The sequence below is a fragment of the Streptosporangium sp. NPDC049376 genome, assembly GCF_044466505.1.
Classification (GTDB): domain Bacteria; phylum Actinomycetota; class Actinomycetes; order Streptosporangiales; family Streptosporangiaceae; genus Streptosporangium.
Genome location: NZ_JBITMT010000004.1, coordinates 482748 through 508227, shown reverse-complemented (window position 1 = coordinate 508227; position 25480 = coordinate 482748). Strand labels below are relative to the sequence as shown.

The 25480-nt window shown below is 71.0% G+C and carries 28 protein-coding genes; 9 read left to right on the top strand and 19 right to left on the bottom strand.

The annotated features are described in order from the left end of the window. Positions 1-31: 31 nt before the first annotated feature. Complete coding sequence (locus tag ACIBVQ_RS15275; RefSeq protein WP_399177961.1) at positions 32-436, top strand: NUDIX hydrolase; 405 nt, start codon at positions 32-34, stop codon at positions 434-436. Here ACIBVQ_RS15275 and ACIBVQ_RS15270 read toward each other — a convergent pair. Together ACIBVQ_RS15270 and ACIBVQ_RS15265 are read right to left on the bottom strand one after the other, a co-directional pair. Next, entirely contained in the window at positions 399-3686 is a 3288-nt protein-coding gene (locus ACIBVQ_RS15270; protein WP_399177959.1) for a hypothetical protein, read from the bottom strand. The genes ACIBVQ_RS15275 and ACIBVQ_RS15270 overlap by 38 nt on opposite strands. Before the next feature lie 316 nt (positions 3687-4002). After that, positions 4003-4944, bottom strand: a complete 942-nt coding sequence (locus ACIBVQ_RS15265; RefSeq protein WP_352016558.1) for a CoA ester lyase — start codon at positions 4942-4944, stop codon at positions 4003-4005. A 63-nt stretch (positions 4945-5007) separates the two neighbouring features. On the opposite strand from ACIBVQ_RS15265, the gene ACIBVQ_RS15260 reads away from it, so the two are divergent. Next, positions 5008-5370: a hypothetical protein gene (locus ACIBVQ_RS15260; protein ID WP_399177957.1), complete on the top strand. Its 363-nt coding sequence runs from the start codon at positions 5008-5010 to the stop codon at positions 5368-5370. Positions 5371-5403: 33 nt separating this feature from the next. Here the strand turns inward: ACIBVQ_RS15260 and ACIBVQ_RS15255 are convergent, their stop codons facing one another. Further along, positions 5404-6345, bottom strand: coding sequence for an EamA family transporter (locus ACIBVQ_RS15255; protein ID WP_399177955.1), 942 nt, complete (start codon positions 6343-6345; stop codon positions 5404-5406). A 133-nt stretch (positions 6346-6478) separates the two neighbouring features. Between ACIBVQ_RS15255 and ACIBVQ_RS15250 the strand changes: the two genes are divergently transcribed. Together ACIBVQ_RS15250 and ACIBVQ_RS15245 are read left to right on the top strand one after the other, a co-directional pair. Next, entirely contained in the window at positions 6479-7720 is a 1242-nt protein-coding gene (locus ACIBVQ_RS15250) for a magnesium transporter MgtE N-terminal domain-containing protein (RefSeq protein ID WP_352016555.1), read from the top strand. Then, on the top strand, positions 7713-8198 hold the full coding sequence (locus ACIBVQ_RS15245; RefSeq protein WP_352016554.1) for a DUF1003 domain-containing protein: 486 nt from the start codon (positions 7713-7715) through the stop codon (positions 8196-8198). Before ACIBVQ_RS15250 ends, ACIBVQ_RS15245 begins: the two co-directional genes overlap by 8 nt. A 4-nt stretch (positions 8199-8202) precedes the next feature. On the opposite strand, the gene ACIBVQ_RS15240 is transcribed toward ACIBVQ_RS15245, so the two are convergent. After that, positions 8203-8670 (bottom strand): MarR family transcriptional regulator, encoded by a 468-nt coding sequence (locus ACIBVQ_RS15240; RefSeq protein ID WP_362914243.1) that lies wholly within the window; start codon positions 8668-8670, stop codon positions 8203-8205. 222 nt (positions 8671-8892) lie between these two features. On the opposite strand from ACIBVQ_RS15240, the gene ACIBVQ_RS15235 reads away from it, so the two are divergent. Then, a complete protein-coding gene (locus ACIBVQ_RS15235) occupies positions 8893-10035 on the top strand; it encodes a P-loop NTPase (RefSeq protein ID WP_352016552.1) in 1143 nt (380 codons plus the stop codon). Between the two features lie 50 nt (positions 10036-10085). Here the strand turns inward: ACIBVQ_RS15235 and ACIBVQ_RS15230 are convergent, their stop codons facing one another. From ACIBVQ_RS15230 to sigE, 5 genes are all read right to left on the bottom strand, one after another. Then, positions 10086-10463: a sec-independent translocase gene (locus tag ACIBVQ_RS15230; RefSeq protein WP_362914241.1), complete on the bottom strand. Its 378-nt coding sequence runs from the start codon at positions 10461-10463 to the stop codon at positions 10086-10088. Positions 10464-10569: 106 nt separating this feature from the next. Further along, the gene (locus ACIBVQ_RS15225) at positions 10570-12201 is read right to left on the bottom strand and encodes a trypsin-like peptidase domain-containing protein (protein ID WP_362776505.1); all 1632 of its coding nucleotides are present in this window, start codon (positions 12199-12201) and stop codon (positions 10570-10572) included. 96 nt (positions 12202-12297) lie between these two features. Then, positions 12298-13323, bottom strand: coding sequence for a sigma-E factor regulatory protein RseB domain-containing protein (locus ACIBVQ_RS15220; RefSeq protein WP_399177951.1), 1026 nt, complete (start codon positions 13321-13323; stop codon positions 12298-12300). Beyond that, positions 13320-13850, bottom strand: coding sequence for a zf-HC2 domain-containing protein (locus ACIBVQ_RS15215; RefSeq protein WP_352016548.1), 531 nt, complete (start codon positions 13848-13850; stop codon positions 13320-13322). The genes ACIBVQ_RS15220 and ACIBVQ_RS15215 overlap by 4 nt, the downstream gene beginning before the upstream one ends. A 52-nt stretch (positions 13851-13902) precedes the next feature. Then, positions 13903-14535 carry an RNA polymerase sigma factor SigE gene (sigE, locus tag ACIBVQ_RS15210; protein ID WP_352016547.1) on the bottom strand — a complete coding sequence of 211 codons (633 nt, stop codon included), beginning with the start codon at positions 14533-14535 and terminating at the stop codon, positions 13903-13905. A gap of 172 nt (positions 14536-14707) precedes the next feature. Here sigE and ACIBVQ_RS15205 point away from each other — a divergent pair, with 172 nt between their 5' ends. Beyond that, positions 14708-15358 (top strand): O-methyltransferase, encoded by a 651-nt coding sequence (locus tag ACIBVQ_RS15205; RefSeq protein WP_352016546.1) that lies wholly within the window; start codon positions 14708-14710, stop codon positions 15356-15358. Positions 15359-15367: 9 nt separating this feature from the next. Here the strand turns inward: ACIBVQ_RS15205 and ACIBVQ_RS15200 are convergent, their stop codons facing one another. The 4 genes from ACIBVQ_RS15200 to ACIBVQ_RS15185 all read right to left on the bottom strand — a co-directional run bounded on the left by ACIBVQ_RS15200 (position 15368) and on the right by ACIBVQ_RS15185 (position 18868). Next, on the bottom strand, positions 15368-16825 hold the full coding sequence (locus ACIBVQ_RS15200) for a leucyl aminopeptidase (RefSeq protein ID WP_386196102.1): 1458 nt from the start codon (positions 16823-16825) through the stop codon (positions 15368-15370). A gap of 175 nt (positions 16826-17000) precedes the next feature. Then, complete coding sequence (locus ACIBVQ_RS15195; RefSeq protein ID WP_012894793.1) at positions 17001-17168, bottom strand: DUF3117 domain-containing protein; 168 nt, start codon at positions 17166-17168, stop codon at positions 17001-17003. Between the two features lie 378 nt (positions 17169-17546). Further along, entirely contained in the window at positions 17547-18092 is a 546-nt protein-coding gene (locus ACIBVQ_RS15190) for a DNA-3-methyladenine glycosylase I (protein ID WP_386196100.1), read from the bottom strand. Further along, positions 18089-18868, bottom strand: a complete 780-nt coding sequence (locus ACIBVQ_RS15185) for a hypothetical protein (protein WP_399177947.1) — start codon at positions 18866-18868, stop codon at positions 18089-18091. The genes ACIBVQ_RS15190 and ACIBVQ_RS15185 overlap by 4 nt, the downstream gene beginning before the upstream one ends. Before the next feature lie 42 nt (positions 18869-18910). Between ACIBVQ_RS15185 and ACIBVQ_RS15180 the strand changes: the two genes are divergently transcribed. Next, positions 18911-19210, top strand: a complete 300-nt coding sequence (locus tag ACIBVQ_RS15180) for a hypothetical protein (RefSeq protein WP_362914229.1) — start codon at positions 18911-18913, stop codon at positions 19208-19210. On the opposite strand, the gene ACIBVQ_RS15175 is transcribed toward ACIBVQ_RS15180, so the two are convergent. From ACIBVQ_RS15175 to dapE, 3 genes are all read right to left on the bottom strand, one after another. Continuing rightward, positions 19187-19774 (bottom strand): TIGR00730 family Rossman fold protein, encoded by a 588-nt coding sequence (locus ACIBVQ_RS15175; RefSeq protein ID WP_362776519.1) that lies wholly within the window; start codon positions 19772-19774, stop codon positions 19187-19189. The genes ACIBVQ_RS15180 and ACIBVQ_RS15175 overlap by 24 nt on opposite strands. Before the next feature lie 40 nt (positions 19775-19814). Next, the gene (locus tag ACIBVQ_RS15170) at positions 19815-20609 is read right to left on the bottom strand and encodes a TIGR00730 family Rossman fold protein (protein ID WP_399177945.1); all 795 of its coding nucleotides are present in this window, start codon (positions 20607-20609) and stop codon (positions 19815-19817) included. 182 nt (positions 20610-20791) lie between these two features. Then, positions 20792-21856, bottom strand: a complete 1065-nt coding sequence (dapE, locus tag ACIBVQ_RS15165; RefSeq protein WP_362776521.1) for a succinyl-diaminopimelate desuccinylase — start codon at positions 21854-21856, stop codon at positions 20792-20794. Positions 21857-22032: 176 nt separating this feature from the next. On the opposite strand from dapE, the gene ACIBVQ_RS15160 reads away from it, so the two are divergent. After that, entirely contained in the window at positions 22033-22884 is an 852-nt protein-coding gene (locus tag ACIBVQ_RS15160) for a hypothetical protein (protein ID WP_352016538.1), read from the top strand. On the opposite strand, the gene ACIBVQ_RS15155 is transcribed toward ACIBVQ_RS15160, so the two are convergent. From ACIBVQ_RS15155 to fdxA, 3 genes are all read right to left on the bottom strand, one after another. Further along, positions 22881-23546 (bottom strand): DUF4178 domain-containing protein, encoded by a 666-nt coding sequence (locus tag ACIBVQ_RS15155; protein WP_352016537.1) that lies wholly within the window; start codon positions 23544-23546, stop codon positions 22881-22883. The genes ACIBVQ_RS15160 and ACIBVQ_RS15155 overlap by 4 nt on opposite strands. A gap of 11 nt (positions 23547-23557) precedes the next feature. Beyond that, complete coding sequence (dapC, locus tag ACIBVQ_RS15150) at positions 23558-24637, bottom strand: succinyldiaminopimelate transaminase (protein ID WP_399177942.1); 1080 nt, start codon at positions 24635-24637, stop codon at positions 23558-23560. A gap of 126 nt (positions 24638-24763) precedes the next feature. Then, the gene (gene fdxA, locus ACIBVQ_RS15145) at positions 24764-25090 is read right to left on the bottom strand and encodes a ferredoxin (protein WP_352016535.1); all 327 of its coding nucleotides are present in this window, start codon (positions 25088-25090) and stop codon (positions 24764-24766) included. A gap of 160 nt (positions 25091-25250) precedes the next feature. On the opposite strand from fdxA, the gene ACIBVQ_RS15140 reads away from it, so the two are divergent. Continuing rightward, the gene (locus tag ACIBVQ_RS15140) at positions 25251-25436 is read left to right on the top strand and encodes a hypothetical protein (protein ID WP_362776525.1); all 186 of its coding nucleotides are present in this window, start codon (positions 25251-25253) and stop codon (positions 25434-25436) included. Positions 25437-25480 lie beyond the last annotated feature (44 nt).

Sequence of the window (25480 nt, the reverse complement as noted above, 5' to 3'; positions counted from 1 at the left end):
CCGTAATCTTGTTCATGTGCGCGTAAATTGTGTGGGAGCGATCATCCGTGACGCGGAAGACCGGTTGCTCCTCGTACGGCGAGGCCGTCCCCCGGGGAAGGGCCTGTGGTCCATCCCCGGAGGGCGGGTCGAGCCGGGCGAGTCCGACGCCGAGGCGCTGGCCCGTGAGCTGCGTGAGGAGACGGGCCTGACGGTCAGGGCCGTCGGCCTGGCGGGCACGGTCGACCGTCCGGGCCCCGGCGGCGTCGTCTACGAGATCCACGACTATCTCGCCGAGGCCTCCGGCGGCACGCTCCGCGCCGGGGACGACGCGGAGGACGCCCGCTGGTTCACCGAGGACGACCTGGCCCGGCTGCCTCTCTCGCCGGGCCTGCTCGACGACCTCATCGGCTGGAAGATCATCGGGAGGCCGTCAGGGTCGAGCGCCACAGGGTGAGGTGGTCGCTGTCGTAGGTGGTCGAACGCCCCAGGGCGACGACCTGGTCGCCGGCGACGGTGACGGCGCCGAGCCGTTGCGCACCTTCCCCGGCGAGGCCGTCCTCCGTCTGGGCGTGCGGCTGCCACTTCAGGCCGTCCTCCGAGGTCCACGCGACGCCGTCCCCCTCGCCCGGCGCTCCCTGCCAGCCGACCGCGACCACGCCGTCGGCCGTCGCCGCCATGTCCAGTACGGTGGCCGCCCCTTCGGCGGGCAGCCAGGAGAACTCCCACGAGATGCCGTTGTCCTCCGACATCGCCCCGAAGGCCCGTTGCCCGTCGCCGGTGACGGCGGTTCCGGTGGCGACGATGGTCGTGCCGTGCTGGACCACGTGTCTCAGGCCCGCCGCCGTCGCGCCCTCGGGCAGCACGGGTTTGCGCGCGACCCAGTTGATCCCGTCGGCGGACACCCAGACCACACCGGTCTCGTGGCCGTCGGTGCCCATGCCGCCGACGGCGACGTACCCGGAGGAGGTGACGGAGACGTCGTACAGGCGCACGCCGACACCGCCTGCGGGCAGACGCGCCGCCCGGGTGAAGCGTTTGAGGTCGGCGGTGAACCACAGCACCGGGACGGTCGCGGACGGCCCCCGGTCCTCTCCGGCCAGCACGTAGCCCGAGGGACCCGCGGCCACCGCGTGGGGGGCGAGGAAGTCGTGTTCCGCGGCGGGGGCGAGGGGGCCGGTCGCGGGAAGCCTGCGCCAGGTCGCGCCGTCGGCCGAGGCGACCAGGAGCGGCCCCGTCGAGGAGGCGTCGGTCATCGTGCCGCCGACGGCGAGCCAGCCCTGCCTGCCCCGGGTGACGTCGCTGAGGGCCTGGCGCCACGAGCCGCCGAGAGCCTGTGCCGGGCCCGCGCCCTTCCAGGTGTGGCCGTCCCTGCTGGTCCATATGCCCGCGTCTCCGGCGACCGCGCCGACGGCGACGAATGCGCCGTTCCCGGCGGCGATCCTGGCGGTGTCGCGGGAGGCCCTGGTCAGACCGTCGATCCGGTCGAGGGCTACGGGACGCGCCTGTCCTCCCTCGGGGGCCGTGATGAGGACCAGGCGGTTGTCCACGTCGGCGGCGCGTTCGTCTCCGCCGACGACGAGGGTGCCCTCCTCCGAGATGGCCAGGGCCCGTAGCGAGCCGGGCACGTCGCCCAGGTCGGTGGACCTGCGCCAGTCACGGCCGTCCCTGCTGGTGTAGACGGCGTACCGTTCGAAGCCGGATTCGGCGACCGCGGCGATTCCGGCGTCCGAGGAGGCAAGGCGCCTGACCCCGGAGCCCTCCCGGGCCAGGCCGGTGATGCCGCCGCACCGCTCCCAGTCGTCGCCCCTCGCCGAGCAGTAGACGACGACGTCGCCCTTCGCGTCGCGCCGCTGGATCGGGACGAGTACGAACCCCGAGGAGGAGGCCGCGAGCGCGCCCGCCTCAGGGGTGACGCCCGAGGGCGCGGAACCGGCCCGCGTCCAGGTCTTCCCTCCGTCCGCCGAGCGCAGGACGGCCGGAGAGCCGCTCCGTCCCGGGTCGCCGAGCGCGACCACCGAGTCGCCTCTGGCCACGACCGCCTTGAGTCCTCTGACCCGGTCCGGGGTGCCGAGTTCACCGGCTTCGACCCTGCTCCACCCCTGCCCGTCGGGGGAGGTCCAGGCCACGGCCCCCGATGAGCCGTCCTGGAGCACTCTCGTGCCGACCGCGACGAACCCGGAGGAGGTCCTGGCCAGGTCCATGATCTTGTCGCCGGTCATGAACGCGCCCAGTTTCGCCGGGGCCACGGCGGTCCAGGTGGTGCCGTCCTCGCTGGTCCACAGGCCCCGGCCCGCGCCCAGGAGGTCGTTGCCCGCGGCCAGCCAGAGGCCGTCGCCGCCCGCGACCCTGCCCACGGTCGTGGGGCCGTTCTCGTAACCGGCCGGGCCGGTCACCTTGCCCAGCTGCCAGGTCGCCCCTCCGTCGGGGGAGACGAGGAACAGCGGCCTGGGCACGGGGCTGGTCGTGTCACTGCCCACGGCGACCATGACGGAGCCCGCCGAGGCCACGGCGTTGAGCACCTGGCTCGATCCGGTGCCGCCCGCGTCCGCCGGCGGGGCGAAGTCGGTGTCACCGGGACTCACCTCGGCTCCGACGAGTTGCAGGCCGGTGGTGAACGGCCCGCCGTTCCAGCTCCACAGCACCGCTCCCCCGCCGACCGCGGCGGCCAGTACGGCGGCGACCACGACGGGCACGACCAGGCCTCTGCGCCCGCGTCCGGCCGGGCTCGAACGGCGCAGCGCGGAGGGGGCGGTCGTGGAGCGGTGGTGCCGTCCGCCGGACCCCCTCCTGCCCGGCGGCCCCTCGGCGACCAGCAGGTCGGGCCTGGCGGGCCTGCCTCCGGGGGGACGTCCGAGCCGGTGCACCGGCTCAAGGTCGTCGTCCTCCCCCGGTACGGCGGGCTCGTCCTCGTCCGGTTCCCACGGCTGGGCCGGCGCCTCCTCCTGGAGGTCGTGCCACACGTCGTACGGGCCGGTCCGGTCCTCCTGGGCGGGCTCGGCGGGTCTGCGCGGCGGCCCCGAGGCCACCAGCAGGTCGGGCCGGTCGCCACGGCGGCGTCTGACCGGTTCACGGGGGACGTCCGGCTCCTCGGTCTCCCCCCAGGACGCGTCGGGACCGGGGGCCGAGAAGACCGCGTGGGCGTCGTCGCGCCCCGAGTGGCCGAGAAGGTCCCCGTAGTCGCCCTCTCCGGTCCTCCTGGGCGTCTCGGCCGCCGGGCCGAGAGGGTCGGAGTCGTCGAACCAGGAGGGGCTCAGGAGGTCTCCGTAGTCGCCGTCACCGGGGGCGTCGTCCCGCTCGCGGGACGGCCCGGAGGCCACCAGCAGGTCGGGCCGGTCGCCGTCCCGCCTGCCGTGCCTGCGCTCGGGCGGCCGGTCCGGCCACAGCTCGGGGCCGGAACGCTGGTCGGGGTCCGGCGGGCTGCCCGCCGGGGAGGCGTACGGCTGGGTGTGGGCGCGGCGGCGCTCACCGCCCAGGCCCTCGGGGCGGGCCCTGGGGGGCTCGTCCTCCGGGGTGGGCGCGGCGAACGGCGGCAGCCTCCACGGGGAGGCGAGCGGAAGTCCTCGGGGGTCGTCGTCGGAGGGGCCTGGGGGGGAGTGCTGGATCGTCGGAGGCGAGTCCGGATGCCGCCGGCGTCCGCCTCCGTGCGTCCCTTCGTCGTCCGCCGGCCACTCTCGTGAGCGCGGTTCGTGGGGGCCCGGGGCCACGCTCAGCACCTCCTCGCAGGAAGCCCGTCCAGCCCGGGGTTGGGCACTCCGGACCGTTCCATTCATCTCCGTGACACTCCGTCGCGTCACCGTACGGCCACGGCGAAGCGCAGGAGACCTTACTACTACCCCGTTCCGCGGAAACGATCACCTCCGTGGGGCGGCGGGGGTTCCAACCGTGCACATCAAGAGCAACACGCCGGAGCCCCGATGACGAGACCTCTCTAGTCAGATTTATCGGCGCGGCGCCGGAATTATCACTATCTGTGGCTTTAATTCCGAGATTTCATGACGGGAAAAACCCTCGGGCCGGGAGTCAGGGGGCCGGTGGGGTGAAGGCGGTGGTCCGGGTCATCCCCGCCGCCCTCCCCTTGGCCGTCACGACCAACGCCATCTTGCGGGACGCCTCGTCGATCATCTCGTCACCGAGCATGACCGCGCCGCGCCCCTCGACCGTCGTGTAGTGGTCGTAGGCGTCCAGGATCAGCTCGGCCCGGTCGTAGTCCTCCTGGGACGGCGAGAACACCTCGTTCGCCGCCTCGATCTGCGTGGGGTGGAGCACCCACTTTCCGTCGAAGCCGAGGGCCGCGGAGCGCCCCGCGACCCGGCGGAAGCCGTCCAGGTCCCTGATCGCCAGGTAGGGGCCGTCGACGGCCTGCAGGCCGTGCGTGCGTGCGGCCATCAGGATGCGCATCAGGATGTAGTGGTAGGCGTCGCCCTCGGTGTAGCCGGGAGGCTGTTCCCCCACGACCAGCGTCCGCATGTTGATCGAGGCCATGAAGTCGGCGGGGCCGAAGACCAGCGTCTCAAGCCGCCTGGAGGCTCCGCCGACCGCGTCCACGTTGACCAGGCCCCTGGCGCTCTCGATCTGGGCCTCGATGCCGATCCGGCCGACCGGCAGGCCGTTGGCCTTCTCGATCTGGGTCAGCAGCGTGTCGAGCCAGACCACCTGGGCCGGGTCCTCGACCTTGGGCAGCATCAGGCAGTCGAGGAACTCCCCGGCGCCCTCGACGACCTCGATGACGTCCCGGTAGGTCCACTGCGTGCTCAGGTCGTTGACCCGCACGACCCGGGTCCTGCCCGACCAGTCGCCCTCCCGCAGGGCCGCCACGACGTTCTTGCGCGCGCCCTCCTTGGCCGACGGCGCCACGGAGTCCTCAAGGTCGAGGAAGACCTCGTCCGCGGGCAGCCCCTGGGCCTTCTCCAGGAAGCGGGGATTGCTGCCGGGCACCGCCAGGCACGAACGTCGTGAGCGCATGACCCAACGCTAGCGGCAGCCCGCCCCGCCGGGGACGGCAGGCGAAGGCCGTACATTCGTGCCATGGGAGTGATCGAGGAGGGCGCCAGGAAGTCCGGGGTCCTGTGGCTGTCACTGGACCGGCAGCGGCTCGCCTGGCACGTGTGGCACGACGGCGCGATCTATCTCGTCACCGGCGGGGACGAGCAGGACCTGCCCCGCCTCGCCGAGGTGGAACGGGTCCAGGTGACGCTCAGGAGCAAGGACAACGGGGCCCGCCTGGTCGTCTTCGACGCGACCGTCGAGGTGGTCGACCAGGCCGCCTCCCCCGAGGCGGTCGCCGTGCTGGCCAAGGAACGGCTCAACGCCCCCGACGCCGCGGGTCTGCCCGAGCGCTGGGCCGCCGCCTGCACGGTGGTACGGCTGACGCCCCAGGAACCCGCCTGAGGCCCGGCTGAGGCCTGTCTGGAACCCGCGGCCTCAGCCGACCCTGGCCGGTTCCCCGGCCTCGACGGGGACGGGCAGGGCCGCGGTGGCGCGCTGGGCCAGGTAGGCGCCGAACAGGACGATGAGACCGCCGACGATCTGGAAGGGGCCGAGCGCCTCACCGACCAGCACCCAGGCGATGATCGCCCCGGCGATGACCTCAAGCGAGGCGACCGTCGAACCGACGGCGGCCGACAGGCGGCGTACCGCGGTGACACCGAGGATGTAGGCGGCGACGGTCGCGATGAGGATCATCCACAGCGCCGCGGCCAGCACGGGCAGGGGGTGGCCTCCTGCGGGAGCGACGACCTGGCCGAAGGCCCGCCACGGGATGTTCCACGGCTGGGAGACCGGCACGAGCACGATCGCCGCGCCGACCAGGCCCCAGGCGATCAGGCCGAGCGGGTCGACGTCCCCGCCGAAGCCGTCGCTGAGCAGGAAGTAGCCCGTGCAGCAGGCGGCGGCGCCGAAGGCGAGCAGCAGTCCGAACGGGTCCAGGGCCATGCCCGACCACACCTCGACCACGATGCCGAGGCCGACGACCGCGACCACGGCGCCGACGAAGGCGGCGCGCGGCAGCCGTACCCGGCGGACGAAGCGCACCCAGAGCACGACCAGCACCGGGGCGGTGAACTCGATGAGCAGGGTGACGCCGACCGGCAGCCTGGTGATCGCCGCGAAGTACAGCGCCTGCACCCCGGCCACCGCGACGACCGCGTAGGCCACGAAGAGCGGCAGCCGGGAGCGCGGGATGCGCAGCGCGGCGGGCCGCAGGAGCGCCAGTACCCCGGTGAGCAGCAGCCCGGCTCCGGCCATCCGCACCCAGACGGCCTCAAGAGGGGACAGCCCGGCCGCGCCGAGATATTTGGCCATCGGCCCGGAGAACGCGAAACACCAGGACGACGCGAAGGCGATCAGCAGACCGTCACGCCGCACGGATTCACCACCCATGTAACTACCGTTCGCATGCTTTGATGCTGACATATCGGATATGCGCCCAGCAAGGGGACGTCCGAAATGTGAGCGAGCCTTGAACCGCCCCGGCGAGAAGGCGACCTACCCTGCAAATGTGAAGATCTTCATCGCGCGACTCGCGGGAACCCCGGTCTTCGACCCGGTGGGTGACCAGATCGGGCGGGTGAGGGACGTCGTGGTGGCGTTCGCGGGCGCCGCTCCCCCACGCGTGCACGGCCTCGTCGTCGAGGTGCAGCCCAGGCGGCGGGTCTTCCTGCCGATCACCAGGGTCCGCGGCATCGAGGCGGGCTCCGTCGTCTTCAGCGGCCAGATCAACGTGCGGCGTTTCGAGCAGCGGGCCACGGAGAGCCTGGTCATCGGCCAGATGCTCGACCTGGAGGTGCAGGTCGAGGGCGAACGCGTGACCGTCCTGGACCTGGCCATGGAGCAGGTCAGACGCGCCGAGTGGCTCATCACCAAGGTCGCCGTCGTCAGGGTGGGCCAGGGCCTCGGCCTGCGGCGGCGCGGCCCGGCCAGGATCGTCGACTGGGCCGAGGTCAGCGGTTTCAGCGCGGTGCAGAAGGACCAGGGCGCGGCCGGCCTGCTGGTCGCCTTCGAGACGATGCGCGCCGCCGACCTGGCCGGCGCGCTGCACGAACTGCCCGCCAAACGCCGCACCGAGGTCGCCGCCGCCCTCGACGACGTACGGCTCGCCGACGTGCTCGAAGAGCTCCCGGAACGCGACCAGATCGGCATCCTGGGCAGGCTCACCCCCCGGCGCGCCGCGGACGTCCTTGAGGAGATGAACCCCGACGACGCGGCCGACCTGCTCCAGGACCTGCCGGCCGAACAGGCCGAGGCCCTGATGGCGCTGATGGAGCCCGAGGAGGCCGCCCCCATCCGGCGGCTGCTGGTCTACCCGGAGGACACCGCAGGCGGCATGATGACCAGCGAACCCGTGGTGCTCCCGCCGAGCGCGACCGTCGCCGAGGCGCTCGCCCACATCCGCCAGCGGGAGGTCACGCCCTCCGTGGCCGCGCAGGTCTACGTGGCCAGGCCGCCCATCGAGACCCCGACCGGCCGCTTCCTCGGGCTGGCGCACTTCCAGCGGCTGCTGCGCGAGCCTCCCTCGACGCTGCTCGGCGGGGTCGTGGACAGCTCGCTCGACCCGATCAGGCCCGAGTTCACGCTCAACCAGGTGGCCTCCTACATGGCCACCTACAACCTGATGGCGGTGCCCGTGGTGGACGAGCTCGGCCGTCTGGTCGGCGCCGTCACCGTGGACGACGTTCTCGACCACCTGCTGCCCGAAGACTGGCGGGAGCGCAACCACGAACCGGGAGCCGAACATGGTTGACCGTCTCGACCAGCCGAGACAGCAGGGCCTGCGTCTGCGCGCGCACTACGACCCCGAGGCCTTCGGGAAGCTGTCCGAACGCATCGCGCGTTTCCTCGGCACCGCCAGGTTCCTCGTCTACATGACCGTCTTCGTCGGGGTCTGGGTGGTGTGGAACGCCCTGGTTCCGGGCGAGGGGAGGTTCGACCCCTACCCGTTCATCTTCCTCACCCTGATGCTCTCGCTCCAGGCCTCCTACGCGGCGCCGCTGATCCTGCTCGCCCAGAACCGGCAGGACGACCGGGACCGCGTCCAGACCGACATAGACCGGGCCGCGGCCGAACGCAACCAGGCAGACCTGGAGTACCTGACCCGGGAGATCGCGGCCCTGAGGATCGCCCTTGGCGACGTGGCCACCCGCGACTACGTCCGCTCCGAACTCCAGCGCCTGCTGGAGGACCTCCAGCAGCCCCGGCCCCCGGCGAACGACCTCCTCTGAGGGGTCAGTCGTCCGCGGGGAAGAGCTCGGTCAGGATCGAGGCGCACCGGCGCAGTTCCTCAGGGCCCAGGGTGTCGAGGAGCTGGGCGCGGATGCCCCGCAGATAGGTGGGCCGCGCCTGCGCCAGCCGTACGCCACCGGCCTCGGTGAGCACCGCGAACAGGCCACGCGCGTCGCTGGGACAGGCCTCGCGGTCGACCAGGCCGTCACGCTGGAGGCGGTCGATCAACCGGGTCAGGCCGCTGCGGGAGAGCAGGACCCGCTCGGCCAGGTCGTTCATGCGCAGTCTGCCCTCCGGCGCCTCCGCCAGATGGGAGAGCACGTCGTAGGAGGCCAGGGCAAGGTCGTGACCGACGAGCAGTTCGGTCTCCAGTGCCCGGGTGACACGCGCCTGGACGCGTTGCAGCACCCTCCAGACCACCAGTTCCTCTGAACTGACGGCCTCCTTCGGCTCGTCCGCCGTAACGGTCACGCAGTAACCTTAGACTGTTGCACACGCACCTACATAGGGGATCACCCGGGTGCGGGAGCCCGGAATTCCCGGCGTCAACTCCCGGTTCATACCATGGGTCCGTGGCCCCTCCCACTCTCAGCCGGGAGCGGCACGAACTGTCCGTGAAACGCCTGGACGACAATAGACAAGGAGGGACGGCAGCCCCGCCGCCTCATCGCGACGTCCGTTGCCGACACTTCGATGGCACCTACCCCGGAACTGGTCACGGCCGCGCTGGCGACCGTCAACGACCCTGAGATCCGTCGGCCGATCACCGAACTCGACATGGTCAAGAGCGTCGACATCTCCCCCGAGGGGGTGGTGCGCGTCGGAATCTACCTCACCGTGTCCGGCTGTCCCATGCGTGACACCATCACACGCGACGTCACCACGGCCGTCTCCAAGGTCGAAGGGGTGACCGGCGTCCAGGTCGAGATGGACGTCATGAGCACCGAGCAGCGCAAGTCGCTCCAGACGAAGCTGCGCGGCAACCGGGGGCCGGAGAAGGAGATCCCCTTCGCCCAGGCCGGTTCCCTGACCCGGGTGTTCGCGGTCGCCTCGGGCAAGGGCGGAGTCGGCAAGTCCTCGGTGACCGTCAACCTCGCCGCCGCGATGGCCGCCGGCGGTCTGAAGGTCGGTGTCGTGGACGCCGACATCTACGGCCACAGCGTGCCCCGCATGCTCGGCGTCTCCGACCGTCCGACCAAGGTCGAAGACATGATCATGCCGCCGGTCGCGCATGACATCAAGGTCATCTCGGTCGGCATGTTCAAGCCGGAGGGCAACACCCCGGTGGTGTGGCGCGGCCCGATGCTGGACAGGGCGCTGCACCAGTTCCTCGCCGACGTCTTCTGGGGCGACCTCGACGTCCTGCTGATGGACCTGCCCCCCGGCACCGGTGACATCGCGATCTCGGTGGCGCAGCGGATGCCCTCTGCCGAGATCCTCGTGGTGACGACCCCGCAGCAGGCCGCCGCCGAGGTGGCAGAGCGCGCCGGTTCGATCGCCGTGCAGACCCACCAGCAGATCGCGGGCGTCATCGAGAACATGGCCTGGCTGCCGTGCCCGCACTGTGACGAGCGGATCGCCGTCTTCGGCGAGGGCGGTGGCCAGACGGTCGCCGACGCGCTCACCCGCACCCTCGGCGCCCGTGTGCCTCTGCTCGGACAGGTGCCGATCGACATGCGGCTTCGCGAGGGCGGCGACGAGGGCAAGCCGCTCGTGCTGACCGACCCCGACGCCCCGGCCGCCGCCGAGCTGATCAAGATCGCCTCGGGCCTGAGCAGGAGGTCGAACAGCCTCAAGGGCATGCAGCTCGGCATCTCCCCGACCAGGGGCCGCTAGAGCGGGACGTACGGCGGGCCCCAAGAGGTCACTGCGGGGTCACCGAGAGGTCAGGTGGCCTCGGAGTCGTAGGGCGGGAGCTCGCCGTACCCCAGTTCGTCGAAGTCGTCCAGGACGTCGGTCCCCGTGCGGCCGGAGACGGCGGCCCCTCCGGCGACGCCCGCCGTGGCGCTGCGCCACTCGTCCTCCAGGTCACCGGTGAGGTGCTTGCGGACGAAGTTCTTCGGGTTCAGGTCGGTCGGGTCGAAGTTGGCGAACTCCGGCCCGAGACCGTCCTGCAGGTCCTGCTTGGCGTTGTTGGCCATCTGCCGCAGGGAACGCAGCGTCTTGCCCGCCTGCGCGGCCGCCTGGGGCAGCTTGTCCGGCCCGAAGACGAGGAGCGCGATGACCACAAGCGCCAAGATCTCAGGCCAGCCGAGTCCGAACACCGTGATCTCCTAGCGGGATGACACCAAGGCGGCGCTCCGGGCACACGCCCGGAGCCTTTTCCAGACTAATGCCCACGACCCGTGCCCGCACCAGCCCCTCCGTCGATCATGAGGGACTGGGCGTGGGCTGCGGGGACGCGGCACCGACGGTCACGACGACCGTCTTCTCCTGGCCGCCGCGCTGGAACTTCACCGTCAGCCTCTCCCCCGGCGCCTTGTTGCGGATCAGCGCGATCAGCTCGTAGCCGTCCTGCAGCACGATGCCGTTGACCTCGGTGATGATGTCCCCGGGCTTGAGCCCGGCCTTGTCGGCCGGCCCCTCGGGCTCGACGGGCTTGGTGGCGCCCCTGACCTCGGTGTCGATGCGGACGCCCGCGCCCTGGTAGGACTGGTCGATGGTGACGCCGATCCGGGACTTCTTCGCGGTGCCGGTGGTGATCAGCTCCTCGGCGACCCTGCGGGCGTGGTTGACCGGGATGGCGAAGCCGAGGCCGATGCTGCCGCTCTGGCCGCCGACCGACCTGCCGAGGGTGGCGATCGCCGAGTTGACGCCGACCACCTCACCCGCCGAGTTGACCAGCGGGCCGCCCGAGTTACCGGGGTTGATGGCCGCGTCGGTCTGGATGGCGCTCAGCCAGGTCGTGTCGGTGCTGTTCTCCTCACCGGCCTGGACGGGACGGTTGAGGGCGCTGACGATGCCCGAGGTGACGGTCCCGGTCAGGCCGAGCGGGGAGCCGATGGCGACGACCGGGTCGCCGACGACCACGTTGTCGGAGTTGCCGAGGGCGATCTCCGGGGCGCCGAAGGTCTCGTCCGGCTTGACCACCGCGAGGTCGGACTCCGGGTCACGGCCCACGACGTGGGCGGAGGTCGACTTGCGGTTGCTGAACTGGATCTGGATCTGGCTGTTGTTCGGCTCGGCCCCGGCGACCACGTGGTTGTTGGTCACCACGTAACCGCCCTTGATCAGGAAGCCGGAGCCGGTGCTCGCGCTCGTGCCCGCGTTGACCGACAGCGAGACCACGCTGGGCAGGACCTTGGAGGCCACGCCCGCGATCGACTCGGGGGCCCTGGAGTTGGAGCCGCTCGGCGCCGTCCCCAGCCGGTAGGACGGGTCGAGGTCGGAGTTGGCCGGGCGGGTGAGCAGGTAGGTGCCGAAGCTGCCCGCCGCGGAGGCCAGCAGCGCGATCACCACGGCCAGTACGGCCAGCGTGCCGGTGCGCGGGCCACGCCGCTCGGTGACGGCCGACCCGCCGAAGGTCCCGTCGTACGGCCCCGGCCCACCGGGGACCGGAGGCGCGGGCGGCGGTGCCCAGCCCAGCCCGAGGCCGTGCGCCCGCGACGGCGGGGGCGGCTGGTTCCCCGGAAAGCCCCCGGGGGCGGCGAAGACCGCGGTGTCGCGGTAGGTCCTGCCCGACGGGTCTCCCCAGCCGCCGTTGGCGGGAGGCGCGGCCTGACGCCCGGTCCAGTCCTCGTATCCGGGCCCCTCGGGCTCCCGGGCGCCCCAGCGGGCACGCCCCGGGGGCTCACCGAGCTGGCTCCAGCCCTCGCCGTACCCCTGGGAGCCCTGGACTCCGTGGGACCGGTCCACCGGCGAGGGAGGCGTCTGCCCTGCGGGCAGGAACTCCGGCCTGGAGAACTCCGAGGTCGCGCCTGCACCGCCTCTGTCGTCGGTGAGGCCCGACTGCGTACGCCCCTCGGCGTCGTCCGCCTCGTGGGTACGGTTCTCGTCGGTCATCGAATGTTCACCACTCCTCGCCTCGCATGAGGCAACTCACCGGGGGGCACCCGGCAATCTTCCCCTGAACGGCATACGAGAGACGTAAAACGCGCCCTATCCGAAGGGATTGACCCAGGAAAGCAGGCGGTGGGCTCCTCTGCCCAGCCGGTTCCACAGGTTCGGGGCGGGTTCGTGGGGCAGTGCCGCGACCGCGGCGTCGACCGTGTCGGCCGGAGCGTCCGCGAAGACGGTGTAGACATGGTCCCCACTGGCCCAGATCGTCCCCTGCTCGGCTGAGTTCCGCATCCAGATCGTATGCCCGTCATGACGCTGGGCATGCCACCCACGGAGCTTTTCCCCATCAAGCACACCAGAGTCCACGAAAACCGACACGACCGACAACCCATCCGAATATCCCAGATACAAGTATCCGGCAGGTGCGGTGTGCGCCGCGAACAGCTCAAGGCGACCGGGCAACTCGGCGGGGAAACGCCACCCCCGGTCCAGGAGCTCGGGCACCTCGCCCAGGTCGAGCCCGCCCGGAGGCGGCACGGGGACAACGCTCCCACGCGCAACCGGATCGAGGGTCAGGTCGAGGAAGCCGCCCACGTGGACGGTCCGGCCCCGGCCGTCGAACAACTCACGGCGCAGCGCCAGGCCCCCCGACTCGTCCAGCCAGTAACGCGCCGCGGGTGTGCCGTCCGTGCGCAGGACGTCCACCAGGTGGGCGGCACGTCCGCCGGTACGGGTCCTGCCCGCGTCGACCACCCGGTAGTTGCGGGCCAGCACCTCAAGCATCGTCTCCGAGGGGGCGGCCATGCTCCCCGCGGGGGTGCCGGGGTCGACCCAGCCCGCCGTACCCGAGGGGCGTGAGCTCACCGACAGGCCACGCCCGGGGACGTTGCGGACCTCGACCATGGAGGAGAAGGACCCGGAACGGCCCCAGGTCGTGACGTACTGGGTGCCCGAGTAACCGCGCCCCCTGGCCGCGGCGGCCGCCTCACGCAGCAGCCGCAGGCCCGTGTCCTCGTCGCGCTCGCCCTGCTGCACAGACTGCTGTACGGCTCGCGCCGGGCTGCCCGCCACCAGGCCCAGCGCCATGGCGACCACCACGGCCAGGCAGGCGGGCAGCCGGATCACGGAGTCGGCGAGAAGCTCGGAGTCGCCGAGCCTCCGTACGGGGCGGTGTTCCTGTGCTGGTTGGCGAACATGTCGACCGGAGGCACACGCGGGCCGGGGTCGGGACCGCCGACGACGAACAGCGTGCCGATGGCGACCGCCGCGGAGGCGACGCCGACCGCGACGTAGCCGACCCTGCGGGCACGGCGCGTCGACGCGGCCCGCCCGCGCGGCCGGTTGTCCGGCGGCGCGACGGTGTGCATGCCGGGGATCGGCGCCCCGCCGAAGGTCCGCGAACCGCTGGGAAAAGGCCGCTCACGCGGCGGTAGCGGGTCGCCGGGGTCGGCCATCCGCAGCAGGGACATCGTCAGGTCGGCGGGCATCGCGGGCCCGTCGAGCGACCTCAGGCGGCTCTTCAGCGCCCGCATGGCCTCCACCTCGGCCCTGCAGGAAGCGCAGAAGGCGAGGTGGGACAGCGCCCGGTCACGCTCGTGGTGGTTCAGCTCGCCGTCGACCAGCGCGGAAACACGTTCTCCAAGATGACTCATGACCACTCCTTGCCAAGCGGCTCGTCGTGACATTCGTCATAACTGCGGCTTCTCATGCGAGTTCCTCCCCGCGGGTGATGGTCGGGGGGAGTTGATCTCCGCGGGGCGCGCGGTGTTCCAGCGCGTCACGCAGCTGAGCCCGGCCACGGTGGATACGGCTGCGGACCGTGCCGAGCTTCACGCCGAGTGTCGCGGCGATCTCCTCGTAGGACAGCCCCTCGATGTCACACAGAACGACGGCCGCGCGGAACTCGGGCGCGAGCGCGTCGAGTGCCGCCTGGATGTCGGGTTCGAGATGGGTGTCGTCGTACACCTGGGCGGGGGACGGCTCACGGCCACGCAGCCGTTCCGCCGCGTCGTCCGCCAGGCCCTCGAACCTGATGCGCTGCTTGCGCCGCGCCATGTCGAGGAACAGGTTGGTGGTGATGCGGTGCAGCCAGCCCTCGAAGGTCCCCGGAGTGTAGTTCGACAGGGACCTGAAGACCCGGACGAAGACCTCCTGTGTGAGGTCCTCGGCGTCGTGGACGTTACCGGTCAGCCGATAGGCCAGCCTGTAGACACGCGCCGAATGGGTCCGAACCACCTCCTCCCAGGTGGGAGGTGTCCATTCAGACACGGGAGTATCCGTCTGGTGGTCGAACTCGTCCACCAGCACTCCTCTCTCCGGGACCACCGCTATCGCCATAGTGCCTGGTTTCGTCCCTTCGTGCGCACTCACTACCCTCAGGACCGGCAAAGGCCGCTTAAACCGTGCAACGCACCAGGCATGACATGAGTTCCCGATCGGGCTTGGCTCCCCTAGGCTGCGACCCAGTCCCTATATGGCTCTGTACGGAGAAAGCGGGAAGGAGAGGCCGATGGCAGAGACGCCGACAAGTCCGTTGGAGGCCGCTCTGGCCTATGCCGAGGAATTCCACCGGGAGGACGAGATCCTCTGGGAGGCGCGCCGACGCGCCGCGGAGGTCGGGGTCACCCCCATCCCGCCCGGCACCGGCGCCGCGCTCTGTTTCCTCGCCTCGGCCACCAACGCCAAGGCCGTCGTGGAGGTCGGCACGGGATGCGGTGTGTCCGGGCTGTGGCTGCTGCGCGGCATGCGCCAGGACGGCACGCTCACCAGCGTGGACGTCGAGCCGGAGTACCAGCGCCTCGCCCGGCAGAGTTTCGCCCAGGCGGGCTTCCCCGGCGGCAGGACCCGCCTCATCACGGGACGGGCCCTGGACGTGCTGCCTCGTCTGTCCGACGGCGGCTACGACCTGGTCTTCTGCGACGGAGCCAAGCAGGAGTACGCCGACTACCTGGCCGAGGCGGTCCGCCTGCTGCGTGTCGGCGGCATCGTGATCTTCGACAGCGCGCTGTGGCAGCACAGGGCGACCGACCCCACCCGGCGTGACCCGGACGTCGTCGCCCTGCGGGAGCTGGGCAAGCTGGTCCGCGGTGACGAACGACTGCGCCCCCTGATGATCCCTCTCGGCGACGGCGTCCTGGCCGCCGTCAAACTCGGCTCCTAGCCGCCCGGCTCAGCTCCTGGTCAGCCAGTCGAGCAGCAGGCGCACGCCGTAGCCGGTGGCGCCCTTGCTGAGGAAGCCCTCGTCCGCGGTGCTCCTGCCGACGCCCGCGATGTCCAGGTGCGCCCACGGCCGCCCGCCGGTGAACTCACGCAGGAACAGCGCCGCCGTGATGGAACCGGCGCCGTAGGTCGATCCGGCCTCGATGTTGGCCAGGTCCGCCACGCTCGACTCCAGCGCCGGAGAGTAGTCCTCGATGAGCGGCATCCGCCACAGCCGCTCCCCCGCCTGCGTGCCCGCCTCGGTCAGCTCGGCCGCCAGGGCGTCGTCGGAGGCGAAGACGGCCCCCACGTCCTTGCCCAGGGCCACACTGATCGCGCCGGTGAGCGTCGCGACGTCCACCATGACGTCCGGGTCGAGCTCGGCGTCGGCGTAGGCCAGTGCGTCGGCCATCACCAGCCGGCCCTCCGCGTCGGTGTTGAGCACCTCGACGGTCCGCCCGCCGTACTGGGTGATCACGTCGGAGGGGCGCTGGGCCGTACCGGAGAAGGCGTTCTCCGCGGCGGCGACCAGGGCGGTGACCCGCACCCGCGCGCCCAGCGCGGCGAGCGCGGCGACGGCCGCGATGACGGTCGCGGCGCCCGCCATGTCGGTCTTCATGAACTTCATGCCGTCGCTCGGCTTCAGGGACAGGCCGCCGGTGTCGAAGGTGATGCCCTTGCCGACCAGGACGACGTGCCTGGTGGCGCCCTGCGGGCTGTAGGAGAGCCTGACCAGGCGCGGCGGGCTGACCGAACCCTGACCGACCGCCAGGATGCCGCCGAAGCCCTCGGCGCGCAGCTCGCGCTCGTCCCACACCTTCACGTCGACGCCCCCGGCCGCCTCGGCGCGCTCCGTCGCGCGCTCGGCGAGCCACTGCGGCGTCTTGATCGAGGCCGGGGTGTTGGCCAGGTCCCTGGCGAACGAGACGGCCTCGGCGACCACGGCGCCCCTGGCGACCTCGGCCTCGACGCCGTCACCGACGAGCTCGACCAGGGCCGCGGGGGCGGACCTGGTCTCGCCGATCCTGAAGGTGTAGGTGGCCAGCAGCGCGCCCTCGACGAACGCTGCCACCGGCCCCTCCGGCAGCACGACCCTGATGGAGGACCTGCCCCTGCCCCGCCGTACGACCGTGGCGCCGGCCTTGCGCAGCGCGCCCGCCGAGCCGTCGCCGACCCCGTAGAGCAGCACCCGGCCGACGCCGTCGCCGTTGGCCACCGGGACCTCGACGACCTCACCGGCCTCGCCCTTGGCCTCGTAGTGCGCCAGCAGGGCCTCGACGGGCAGCGGCAGCTCCACCTCGGGCGCGCGGTCGGCGGAGAAGGGTACGGCGAGCAGCCCTGCCTCCCCGAGCGGCGGCACCCCCGCCGGGACGGCGGCCCCGGGTTCCGAAGGGGCACCGGTGAGCAGGGTGTACGGAGAGATGGGCATGTGGAACTCCAGTCATCAGCCGGGGGACACCGCGGCCCTGGCACGAGCCGCGCTCCGGCGGTCCGGTGGCCAGGGCCGTGTTCGTCGATCGGGGGCGCACGGGCCGCAGTGGCTGTCGTGCTCCGCGAACGAGATCGAGTCGGGGCCCGGCGTCACCGCTGGTCTCAGGCCGGGATCAGACGACGACCTTCTTCAACTCTTCGCCAAGGGCGCTGGCCTCATCCGCCGAGAGCTCGACGACGAGCCGGCCGCCACCCTCAAGGGGAACCCGCATGACGATGCCCCTGCCTTCCTTGACGACCTCCAGCGGACCATCACCGGTCCTCGGCTTCATAGCCGCCATGCGTGTATCCCTTCCTGCTTCGGGCTCCGGATCTCCGACTGACCCGAGGGTGGCCGACGCATTCACGTCTTCTGTGATGTCCTATTATCCCGTCTCCGCGCTCGGAATGGGAACGATCAGCCCCAGCATCGACTCATCGGGCAATCAAGACCGTCCTTCGCGCTCGGGGACGGCCCCGCGGACATCCGGGCCGTCGCGGTCCGCGGGACCTCTCACTTCCCTGACCAGGCCACAGAGGTGGCAGGTTACGAAGCGGTCCCGGAGCGGGCGGGACGGGCGCGCGTGGCGGCGCGGAGAATTTACCGGACCGAGACGATCAACTGAACGGCTCGGGGGTCGCCGGGAAGACGTTCCGGCTCGGCGGGGTCAGGTCCGAGGTCAGTAGGTGCCCCGCACCCAGCAGTCCTCCAGATGGTCGTTGACCAGTCCGATGGCCTGCATCAGGGCGTAGGCGGTCGTCGGGCCGACGAAGCGGAAGCCGTTCGCCTTGAGCTCCTTGGCGAGGGCCTTCGACCCGGGCGTCTGGGGAGGCACGTCCGCCAGTGTCCTGGGGACGGGCGCGCCGGGATCGGCGTGCTTCCAGATCAGGTCGGACAGGTCGACGTCGAGCGCGGCCCGCGCGTTCGCGACGACCGCCTCGATCTTGGCCCGGTTGCGGACGATGCCGGTGTCGGCGAGCAGCCGCTCGACGTCGGCCGCGCCGAACGCCGCGACGGCGGGGATGGAGAAATCGGCGAAGGCCGACCGGAAGTTCTCCCGCTTGCGAAGGATCGTGATCCACGACAGGCCCGACTGGAAGGCCTCAAGGCACAGGCGCTCGAACACCAGGTCGTCACCGGTGACCGGACGGCCCCACTCTTCGTCGTGGTAGGCGATGTACTCGGGCGCGGAGCTCACCCAGCCACAACGTGTCGGTTCCGTCACCGGCCCTCCTTCACGCCCTGCTTCTCCCGCTTCTTGTCCTTCTCATCTTGCCCGTCCGGGTCCTTGTCGGCGCTCTCGGCGGACTCCTCAGGGGACCGTACGGTTTCCAGGGGCTCCTCGGGTTTGGCGGCTTCCTCGGCCGCGGGCTTCCCGGTTTCCTGAGGCTCCGAGGCTTTCCGGGGCCCTGCGGCCTCCCCGGGTTCTTCGGCCTCCTGAACTTCCCGAACGGCCTGGGGCTCGTCCGGCTCCTGAACCTTCTCGGGCGCGTTCGCCTCACCGGTCTCCACCGCGCCGGCTTCGGAAGCCTTCTGAGCTTCCTGAACCTTCCCGGGGTCCACGACCTCGTCCGTGTCCGTCTCTCCGGCCGCCGGCGGCTCCTCGGACTCGGGGTCCGCGCGCCGTACCGTGTCCGTGGGCCCGGGGAGGGCCTCGCGCATGACCGGCGGGGCCGTGAGGGCGGCGTCGTGGCGGGCCTGGAGCCTGCCCGCGAGCAGTTCGGCGATCTGCTGTTCGAGGACCGCGATCCTGGTGTCACGCTCGCTCAGCGCGTTCACCACGCGGTTGAGGGTCTCGTCGACGCTCTGCGTGTTGTAGCCGATCACGCTCACCGGCAGCTGCAGGGCCATGAAGTCGGCGGCCCCGAGTCTCTTCGGCTCGGGCAGCTCAAGCGGGGGGACGTCGGGGACGAATCTGGCCAGTTCACCACCCCTCCCCATGGAGACCGCCACGACTGCGGCGATGACGGCTAAGGCGGCGAGGGCGAGTACGACCAGCACATACGAATCGTGCCACAACTCCCACTGATCTAGGATCGCCTCATGACCGCTCTCACGGTGCTCACCCCCGGCGACCAGGGCGATTCCTCCTGGGCCGAGGCGAGATCGATCGCCGAGATCGAGAAGTTCGTCCGGGCCGGGCACACCGTCGTCGTCACGCCCGCCGAACTCGCGGGACACGACGGAGAGGCCGCCGAACTCGCGGCGGCCTCCGTCTGCGCGTGGGCCGGAGCCAGGGTGTTCCGCACCAACCGTCCCGAGCAGGTACGGCTCGCGGTCGAGATGACCGAGTCACTGGCCGGGCGGCGCCCCCCCGCGCTAACCCGCCGTGGCCTCGCCTAGCTCCTCGATGCCCGGCTCCAGGTGCCTGGTCCGCTTCTCCAGGTGCTCGAAGGCCTCCTCGACCGTGGTGGTCCAGGAGATCGCGTCGAAGACGTTGGGCCGGGTGAAGCCCTCCGCGTGCATGCCCTCGACCAGGCTCCGCAGCGGCGCGTAGAGCCCCCACGGGTCGAGGAGCACCAGCGGCCTGTCGTGGAGACCCAGAGTCCTGGTCGTCCAGATCTCGAACAGCTCCTCCAGCGTCCCGATGCCGCCGGGCAGCACGAGGAAGGCGTCCGAGCGGGCGTCCATGACCCCCTTGCGCTCACGCATGTCGGTGGTGACGACCAGTTCGTCGGAGTCGTGGTCGGCGACCTCGACGTCCACCAGGGCCTGCGGGATCACGCCGACCGTACGGCCGCCGCCCGCCCTGACCGCTCTGGCGACCGCCCCCATGCACGAGACCGTCGCCCCGCCGCTGACCAGGGTGTGCCCGCGCCGGGCCAGTTCGGCCCCGACCTCCTCCGCCAGCGTCAGGTACTTCCTGTCGATCTTCCGGTGTGATGCCAGGAAAACGCATATGAACACATCGGAACCATAGTCGTGGCCCGGGATCGCGGGGAAACCCTTATTCGGCGTCGGCGACCGTGCTCCGCGCGGCCTGCTGTCCCTTCCCGAGACCGCTCGCCCGGTCCCTGTCGGCCTCGACGATGATCCGTACGGCCTCGTCCACGTCGTCGGTCACCTGGATGAGGTCGAGGTCGGCCGGGGAGATCTTGCCGGTGTCCACAAGGGTCGTCCTGATCCACTCGTACAGGCCGCCCCAGAACTCCGTGCCGAGCAGCACGACGGGGAAGGAGGTGACCTTGCGCGTCTGGACCAGCGTCAGCGCCTCGAACAGCTCGTCCAGCGTGCCGAAGCCGCCGGGCAGCGCGACGAAGCCGCGGGAGTACTTCACGAACATGGTCTTGCGTACGAAGAAGTAGCGGAACTCGATGCCGAGGTCCACATATTCGTTCATGTGCTGTTCGAAGGGCAGCTCGATGCCCAGGCCGACGGAGACGCCGCCCGCCTCCCTGGCACCGCGGTTTGCGGCCTCCATGCAGCCGGGACCACCACCGGTGATCACGGCGTAGCCCGCCTCGGAAAGCCTGCGGCTGAGCTCCACGCCCAGTTTGTAGTCCGACGACTCCTGCGGGGTACGCGCGGACCCGAAGACGGTCACCGCCTCGGGCAGTTCGGCCAGCTGACCGAATCCCTCGACGAACTCCGCCTGGATGCGCATAACCCGCCACGGGTCCATGTGCAGCCAGTCGGCGGGGCCCCTGCGGTCGAGAAGGCGCTGGTCGTGGGTGGAGTCGGAGACCAGGTCACCGCGGACGACCGCGGCTCCCTGACGGCGTTCGGGGCGTGTCTTCTTCATGCCGAACACGCTAGCGCCGCTTCTGGAAAAATCTTGAAAATTCTGGGGGAAAACCGGGAACCGGATTTCTCCGGAGCCACGTCTAACTGCCGAGGGTGCTGCTCGGGACTGAAAGTGGCTTTCCCCGCCAAATGGCCGGCGAGGAAAGCCACTTTCATTTGTGCCCGTGTACCGTGCGGCGCTCAGCCGCGGAGCCAGCCGATCATCCTGCGTTCACAGTCGGCGATCTTCTCCAGCGAGACGTACTCCCCCCGCTGGTGCGCCAGATTGGGGTCGCCGGGACCGTAGTTGACCGCGGGAATCCCGAGCCCGGAGAACAGCGAGACGTCGGTCCAGCCGAGCTTGGCCCTGGGCGTGCCGCCGACCGCGGCGACGAAGGCCCCGGCGACCGGGTCGGTCAGCCCGGGACGCGCGGCCGGGGCGAGGTCGGTGAAACGGAGCTCGAACCCGTCGAAGACCTCGCGCACGTGCTCCTGCGCGGCGTCGAGGGAGAGATCGGGGGCGAAGCGGTAGTTGACGGTCACCACGCACTCGTCGGGGATCACGTTGCCCGCGACGCCGCCGCGGATCGCCACCGCGTTGAGCCCCTCGTGGTATTCGAGCCCGTCCACGACCGGCTGCCTGGCCTGGTAGGCGTTGAGGATCTCCAGCACCGGCATGGCCCGGTGCACGGCGTTGACGCCGAGCCACGACCTGGCGCTGTGCGCCCTCCTGCCCCGCACGGTGATCTCGGCCCTGAGCGTGCCCTGGCAGCCGCCCTCGATCTCGCCGTCGGTCGGCTCCATGAGGACGGCGAAGTCGCCGGTGAGCCAGTCGGGGTGGTCGAGGCTGAGCCTGCGCAGGCCGTTGCGCTCCGCCTCGATCTCCTCGCAGTCGTAGAAGACGTAGGTGACGTCCCTGGCGGGCTCGTCGAGCGCGGCGGCGAGTTTCAGCGCGACCGCGACGCCCGCCTTCATGTCCGAGGTGCCGCAGCCGTACAGCAGGCCGTCCTCGACGTGGCTGGGCAGGTTGTCCGCGACCGGGACGGTGTCGATGTGGCCCGCGATCACCACCCGCTCGCTCCGGCCAAGCCCGGTCCTGGCCACGATCGACTCGCCGTCACGGTCGACACGAAGGTGCGGCAGTGCCCGCAGTGCCTCCTCGACCGCGTCCGCCAGGACCTTCTCGTCTCCGCTGACCGACTCGATGTCCACGATTCGCGCGGTCAGCGCGCCGACGTCCTGTGTGAGGTCCAGCCGCGTACTCATGCGGCGACCCTATCCTCAGCCGGTCCTCGGCCGCCCCGGACCCGGCCGTCCGCCGTCACGAAGGGCGATCCCGTTCGCAAAACCTGTGAAACGATAACAGAGCGCGACGGCTCCTCCGGGGGTTCGCAGGAAGTGCCGTCGCCTTCCCGCTGTCTGCGATCGGTAGGTTCTTCAGCGTGCGTCGGCGCTTCTCCAAAGGGGTCATCGCGATCGTCGCGATCGTGACCGTGCTCGCCGCGGCCATCACCGTGGGGGTCTTCACCCTGATCAACCGGGTGACGCCGTTCCGGGAGACCGGTGAGGGGTGCAAGATCACAACGCCCGGCGGCACGCTCGAACTGGAGATCGACCAGGCCCAGGTCGCCTCGGTCATCGCGGCGGTCGCCGCCCGCAGGAAACTGCCCGAACGGGCGGTGGTGATCGCCTACGCCACCGGCATCCAGGAGTCCAAGCTGCTGAACCTGCCCTTCGGTGACCGTGACTCCGTCGGGGTCTTCCAGCAGCGGCCCTCACAGGGCTGGGGCACCCCCAAGCAGCTGATCGACCCGGTCTACGCGTCGGGGAAGTTCTTCTCCGCGCTGGTCAAGGTGAAGGGCTACCTCAAGCTGCCGCTCCACGAGGCGGCGCAGCGGGTGCAGCGCTCCGCCGACGGGTCGGCCTACGCCCAGCACGAGGACGAGGGCAAGATCCTGGCGGCGGCCTTCACCGGGCGGGTGCCCAAGGCCGTGCACTGCTGGTTCCCCGAGCCGACCTCGACCCCCCGCACGTCGGGCACGGCCACCACGACACCGCGTCCCCCTGCGGACAGGGCGATGCGCGGGCTCGTGCACGCGCTCGGCGCCAATGCCACGTTCGAGGCGGCGTCCTCACGTGACGGCTGGCTGATGGCGAGCTGGTCGGTCGCCCACGCGCAGAAGTTCGGGCTGCGGCGGGTCCGCTACAGCGGCCAGGCGTGGACGTCCGCCGACGGCGAGAACGGCTGGCGGCCCGACACGACCACCCCCAAGGGCAAGGTCGACATCTCCTAGGCCCGTTTCTGGATGGTGATGGAGCCCGGGGCCAGGGGCTGGGCGTAGGAGGAGGTCCAGGGCTCGTCCTGGGGACGGTCGAAGGAGAGCAGGCGGCCGTCGGAGGCCCGGTAGTCGGCGAAGTCGAGCAGGCCGCGTTCGGGCATGAAGGTGACGCCCTCCGAGCGGAAGGCCGCGGTGCCGCGGCCGACGGGGAAGAACTCGACGCCCTCGACGCTCAGCGTGGTCCTGGCCGGGACCATGCCCTGTGTCGGCACCGGCGTCCACAGCAGCACCTCCAGGTGCGGCGCGTCGGAGTCGGAACCGGTCCGCGTCTCGATCGACAGCCACTGGTAGCGGCGGCTGCCGTCGTCGAGGAGGTACTCGGTCCACTCGACGCCCTGCGACGACAGGTACAGGGCGCCCAGGACACGGGTCCGCACGCCCTGGCAGTCGATCGTGTCACCGACCTTGATCGTGCGAGGGTCGGGGTAGTCGATGCCGACATGGCCCGCGCTCGGCCTGGCAGGCTCCGCGGCCTGTGCCGCCTGGACGGGGGACTCGCCGGGGGCCCCGGACCCGCGTGGCCTCCTGTCCTGGCGCGTGGTCGCGAACAGCGCGCCCAGCAGCAGAACGAGCGTGACCGCGCTCAGTCCCAGTATCGCGGCGACCTCAGGGGTCATGGCGCGCGATCCTACTGGAGGCGGCTCACCGCCGCACTTATGCGCTCGTCACTCGCGGTCACGGCGATCCGGACGTGTTCCGCGCCGGCCCTGCCGTAGAAGTCTCCGGGCGCGACCAGGATGCCCTTGTCCGCCAGCGAGCGCACCTGCTTCCAGCAGTCGGTGCCGTTGGTCGCCCACAGGTACAGGCCCGCCTCGGAGTGCTCGATCCGCCAGCCGGCCGCCTCAAGGGCGGGGCGCAGGAGCGCTCGACGGGCCGCGTAGCGCGCGCGCTGCTCGTCGGCGTGCGCGTCGTCGTCGAACGCCACGGCCATCGCCGCCTGGACCGGCCCCGGCATGATCATCCCGGCGTGCTTGCGGACTTCGAGCAGCCGCCCGACCAGCGCCGGGTCTCCGGCCACGAAGCCCGCCCGGTAACCGGCCATGTTGGAGCGCTTCGACAGCGAGTGCACCGCGAGCAGGCCCTCGTGCGAGCCGCCGCAGACATCGGGGTGCAGGATCGAGATCGGCTGTTCCTCCCAGCCCAGCTCGATGTAGCACTCGTCGGAGGCCACGACGGCGCCGCGCTCACGGGCCCACGCGACCACCTTGCGCAGGTGCTCGGCGGGCAGGACCTTGCCGCTCGGGTTCGAGGGGGAGTTCACCCAGACGAGCGGCACCCGCTCGGGACCGAGGGAGAACAACCCGTCCGTCGCGTACGGCTCCGCCCCCGCCAGGCGCGCTCCGACGTCGTAGGTGGGGTAGGCCAGCGCGGGGAAGACCACCCGCTGCCCCGGCCCGACACCGAGCAGGGTCGGCAGCCAGGCGACGAACTCCTTCGAGCCGATCAGCGGCAGCACGTCGGCCTGGTCCAGGTTCACCCCGTGACGGCGGGAGAGCCAGCCCGCGGCCGCGGAGCGCAGCCGTTCGGTGCCGTAGGTCAGCGGGTAGCCGGGACTGTCGGAGGCGTCGGCGAGCGCCTGCCGTATGAGAGGGGGCACCGGGTCGACGGGGGTGCCGACGGAGAGGTCGACGATCCCGTCGGGATGCTCCTGCGCCAGCGTCTTGAGCGGCGTGAGCCGATCCCACGGAAAATCTGGCAGGCCGATCACAGCTCTCCCCGCTGATGACTGTCCCCCCGCCTCACCGGCCGGGAGAAGGGACCTCTTCGCCCGGGACGTCCGGGTGACTGACTCTCGCGGGCGGACGGCGTCGCCCCCCGCCCGCGGGGATGTTTTCTAGTGCTCCTCGGCCTGCGGGGGCAGAGCCGAGACGACGGAGTGGTCCTTGGCGATCTTGCCGATCTTGGAGGCGCCACCCGGGGAGCCCAGGTCGTCGAAGAACTCGACGTTGGCCTTGTAGAAGTCCTTCCACTGGTCGGGAAGGTCGTCCTCGTAGAAGATCGCCTCAACCGGGCAGACGGGTTCGCACGCGCCGCAGTCCACGCACTCGTCGGGGTGGATGTAAAGCATGCGCTCGCCCTCGTAGATGCAATCGACGGGGCATTCCTCGATGCACGCCTTGTCCAGGACGTCCACGCAAGGCTGCGCGATGACGTAGGTCACCTCGGGCTCCTTCTTTTATCCGCACCTAGGCACGACTTCGACCGCGGGTTGCTACGCCCTAGTATTGCCGTGCCCACCAGATGTCTGAAACGGGAGGGGGCAAAAGACGATGATCCTCGGTATCAGCGCTGCCCTCAAAATCACCCTAACCCCTTCCGACGTGGGCAAAAGGGTAACTACCCGGCGTCGTGTTCCCGAGGGCTTCCGTGACGCCGTCGGCGAACTTGAGTTCTGGCGTGACGATCTTCTCGGGGTGCGCAAACGCGACGGCACGCTCGTTGAGATCCGCCGTTCCGAACTCGTCGCGGCGAAGGTCGTCCAGGGCGGACGGCCCGGCCGGACGTAAGTCGTTCCCCAGTCGTTTCCCAAAAAAGGCCGCGCCTCCTCGAC

What these genes read in the sequence shown, in the direction of transcription:
- ACIBVQ_RS15265 (WP_352016558.1), bottom strand. Translation starts at nt 4,944, where the DNA reads ATGCGCTCACGACGTTCGTGCCTGGCGGTGCCCGGCAGCAATCCCCGC.
- ACIBVQ_RS15260 (WP_399177957.1), top strand. Translation starts at nt 5,008, where the DNA reads ATGGGAGTGATCGAGGAGGGCGCCAGGAAGTCCGGGGTCCTGTGGCTG.
- ACIBVQ_RS15245 (WP_352016554.1), top strand. Translation starts at nt 7,713, where the DNA reads ATGGTTGACCGTCTCGACCAGCCGAGACAGCAGGGCCTGCGTCTGCGC.
- ACIBVQ_RS15235 (WP_352016552.1), top strand. Translation starts at nt 8,893, where the DNA reads ATGGCACCTACCCCGGAACTGGTCACGGCCGCGCTGGCGACCGTCAAC.
- ACIBVQ_RS15225 (WP_362776505.1), bottom strand. Translation starts at nt 12,201, where the DNA reads ATGACCGACGAGAACCGTACCCACGAGGCGGACGACGCCGAGGGGCGT.
- ACIBVQ_RS15215 (WP_352016548.1), bottom strand. Translation starts at nt 13,850, where the DNA reads ATGAGTCATCTTGGAGAACGTGTTTCCGCGCTGGTCGACGGCGAGCTG.
- sigE (WP_352016547.1), bottom strand. Translation starts at nt 14,535, where the DNA reads ATGGCGATAGCGGTGGTCCCGGAGAGAGGAGTGCTGGTGGACGAGTTC.
- ACIBVQ_RS15205 (WP_352016546.1), top strand. Translation starts at nt 14,708, where the DNA reads ATGGCAGAGACGCCGACAAGTCCGTTGGAGGCCGCTCTGGCCTATGCC.
- ACIBVQ_RS15200 (WP_386196102.1), bottom strand. Translation starts at nt 16,825, where the DNA reads ATGCCCATCTCTCCGTACACCCTGCTCACCGGTGCCCCTTCGGAACCC.
- ACIBVQ_RS15195 (WP_012894793.1), bottom strand. Translation starts at nt 17,168, where the DNA reads ATGGCGGCTATGAAGCCGAGGACCGGTGATGGTCCGCTGGAGGTCGTC.
- ACIBVQ_RS15180 (WP_362914229.1), top strand. Translation starts at nt 18,911, where the DNA reads ATGACCGCTCTCACGGTGCTCACCCCCGGCGACCAGGGCGATTCCTCC.
- ACIBVQ_RS15170 (WP_399177945.1), bottom strand. Translation starts at nt 20,609, where the DNA reads ATGAAGAAGACACGCCCCGAACGCCGTCAGGGAGCCGCGGTCGTCCGC.
- dapE (WP_362776521.1), bottom strand. Translation starts at nt 21,856, where the DNA reads ATGAGTACGCGGCTGGACCTCACACAGGACGTCGGCGCGCTGACCGCG.
- ACIBVQ_RS15155 (WP_352016537.1), bottom strand. Translation starts at nt 23,546, where the DNA reads ATGACCCCTGAGGTCGCCGCGATACTGGGACTGAGCGCGGTCACGCTC.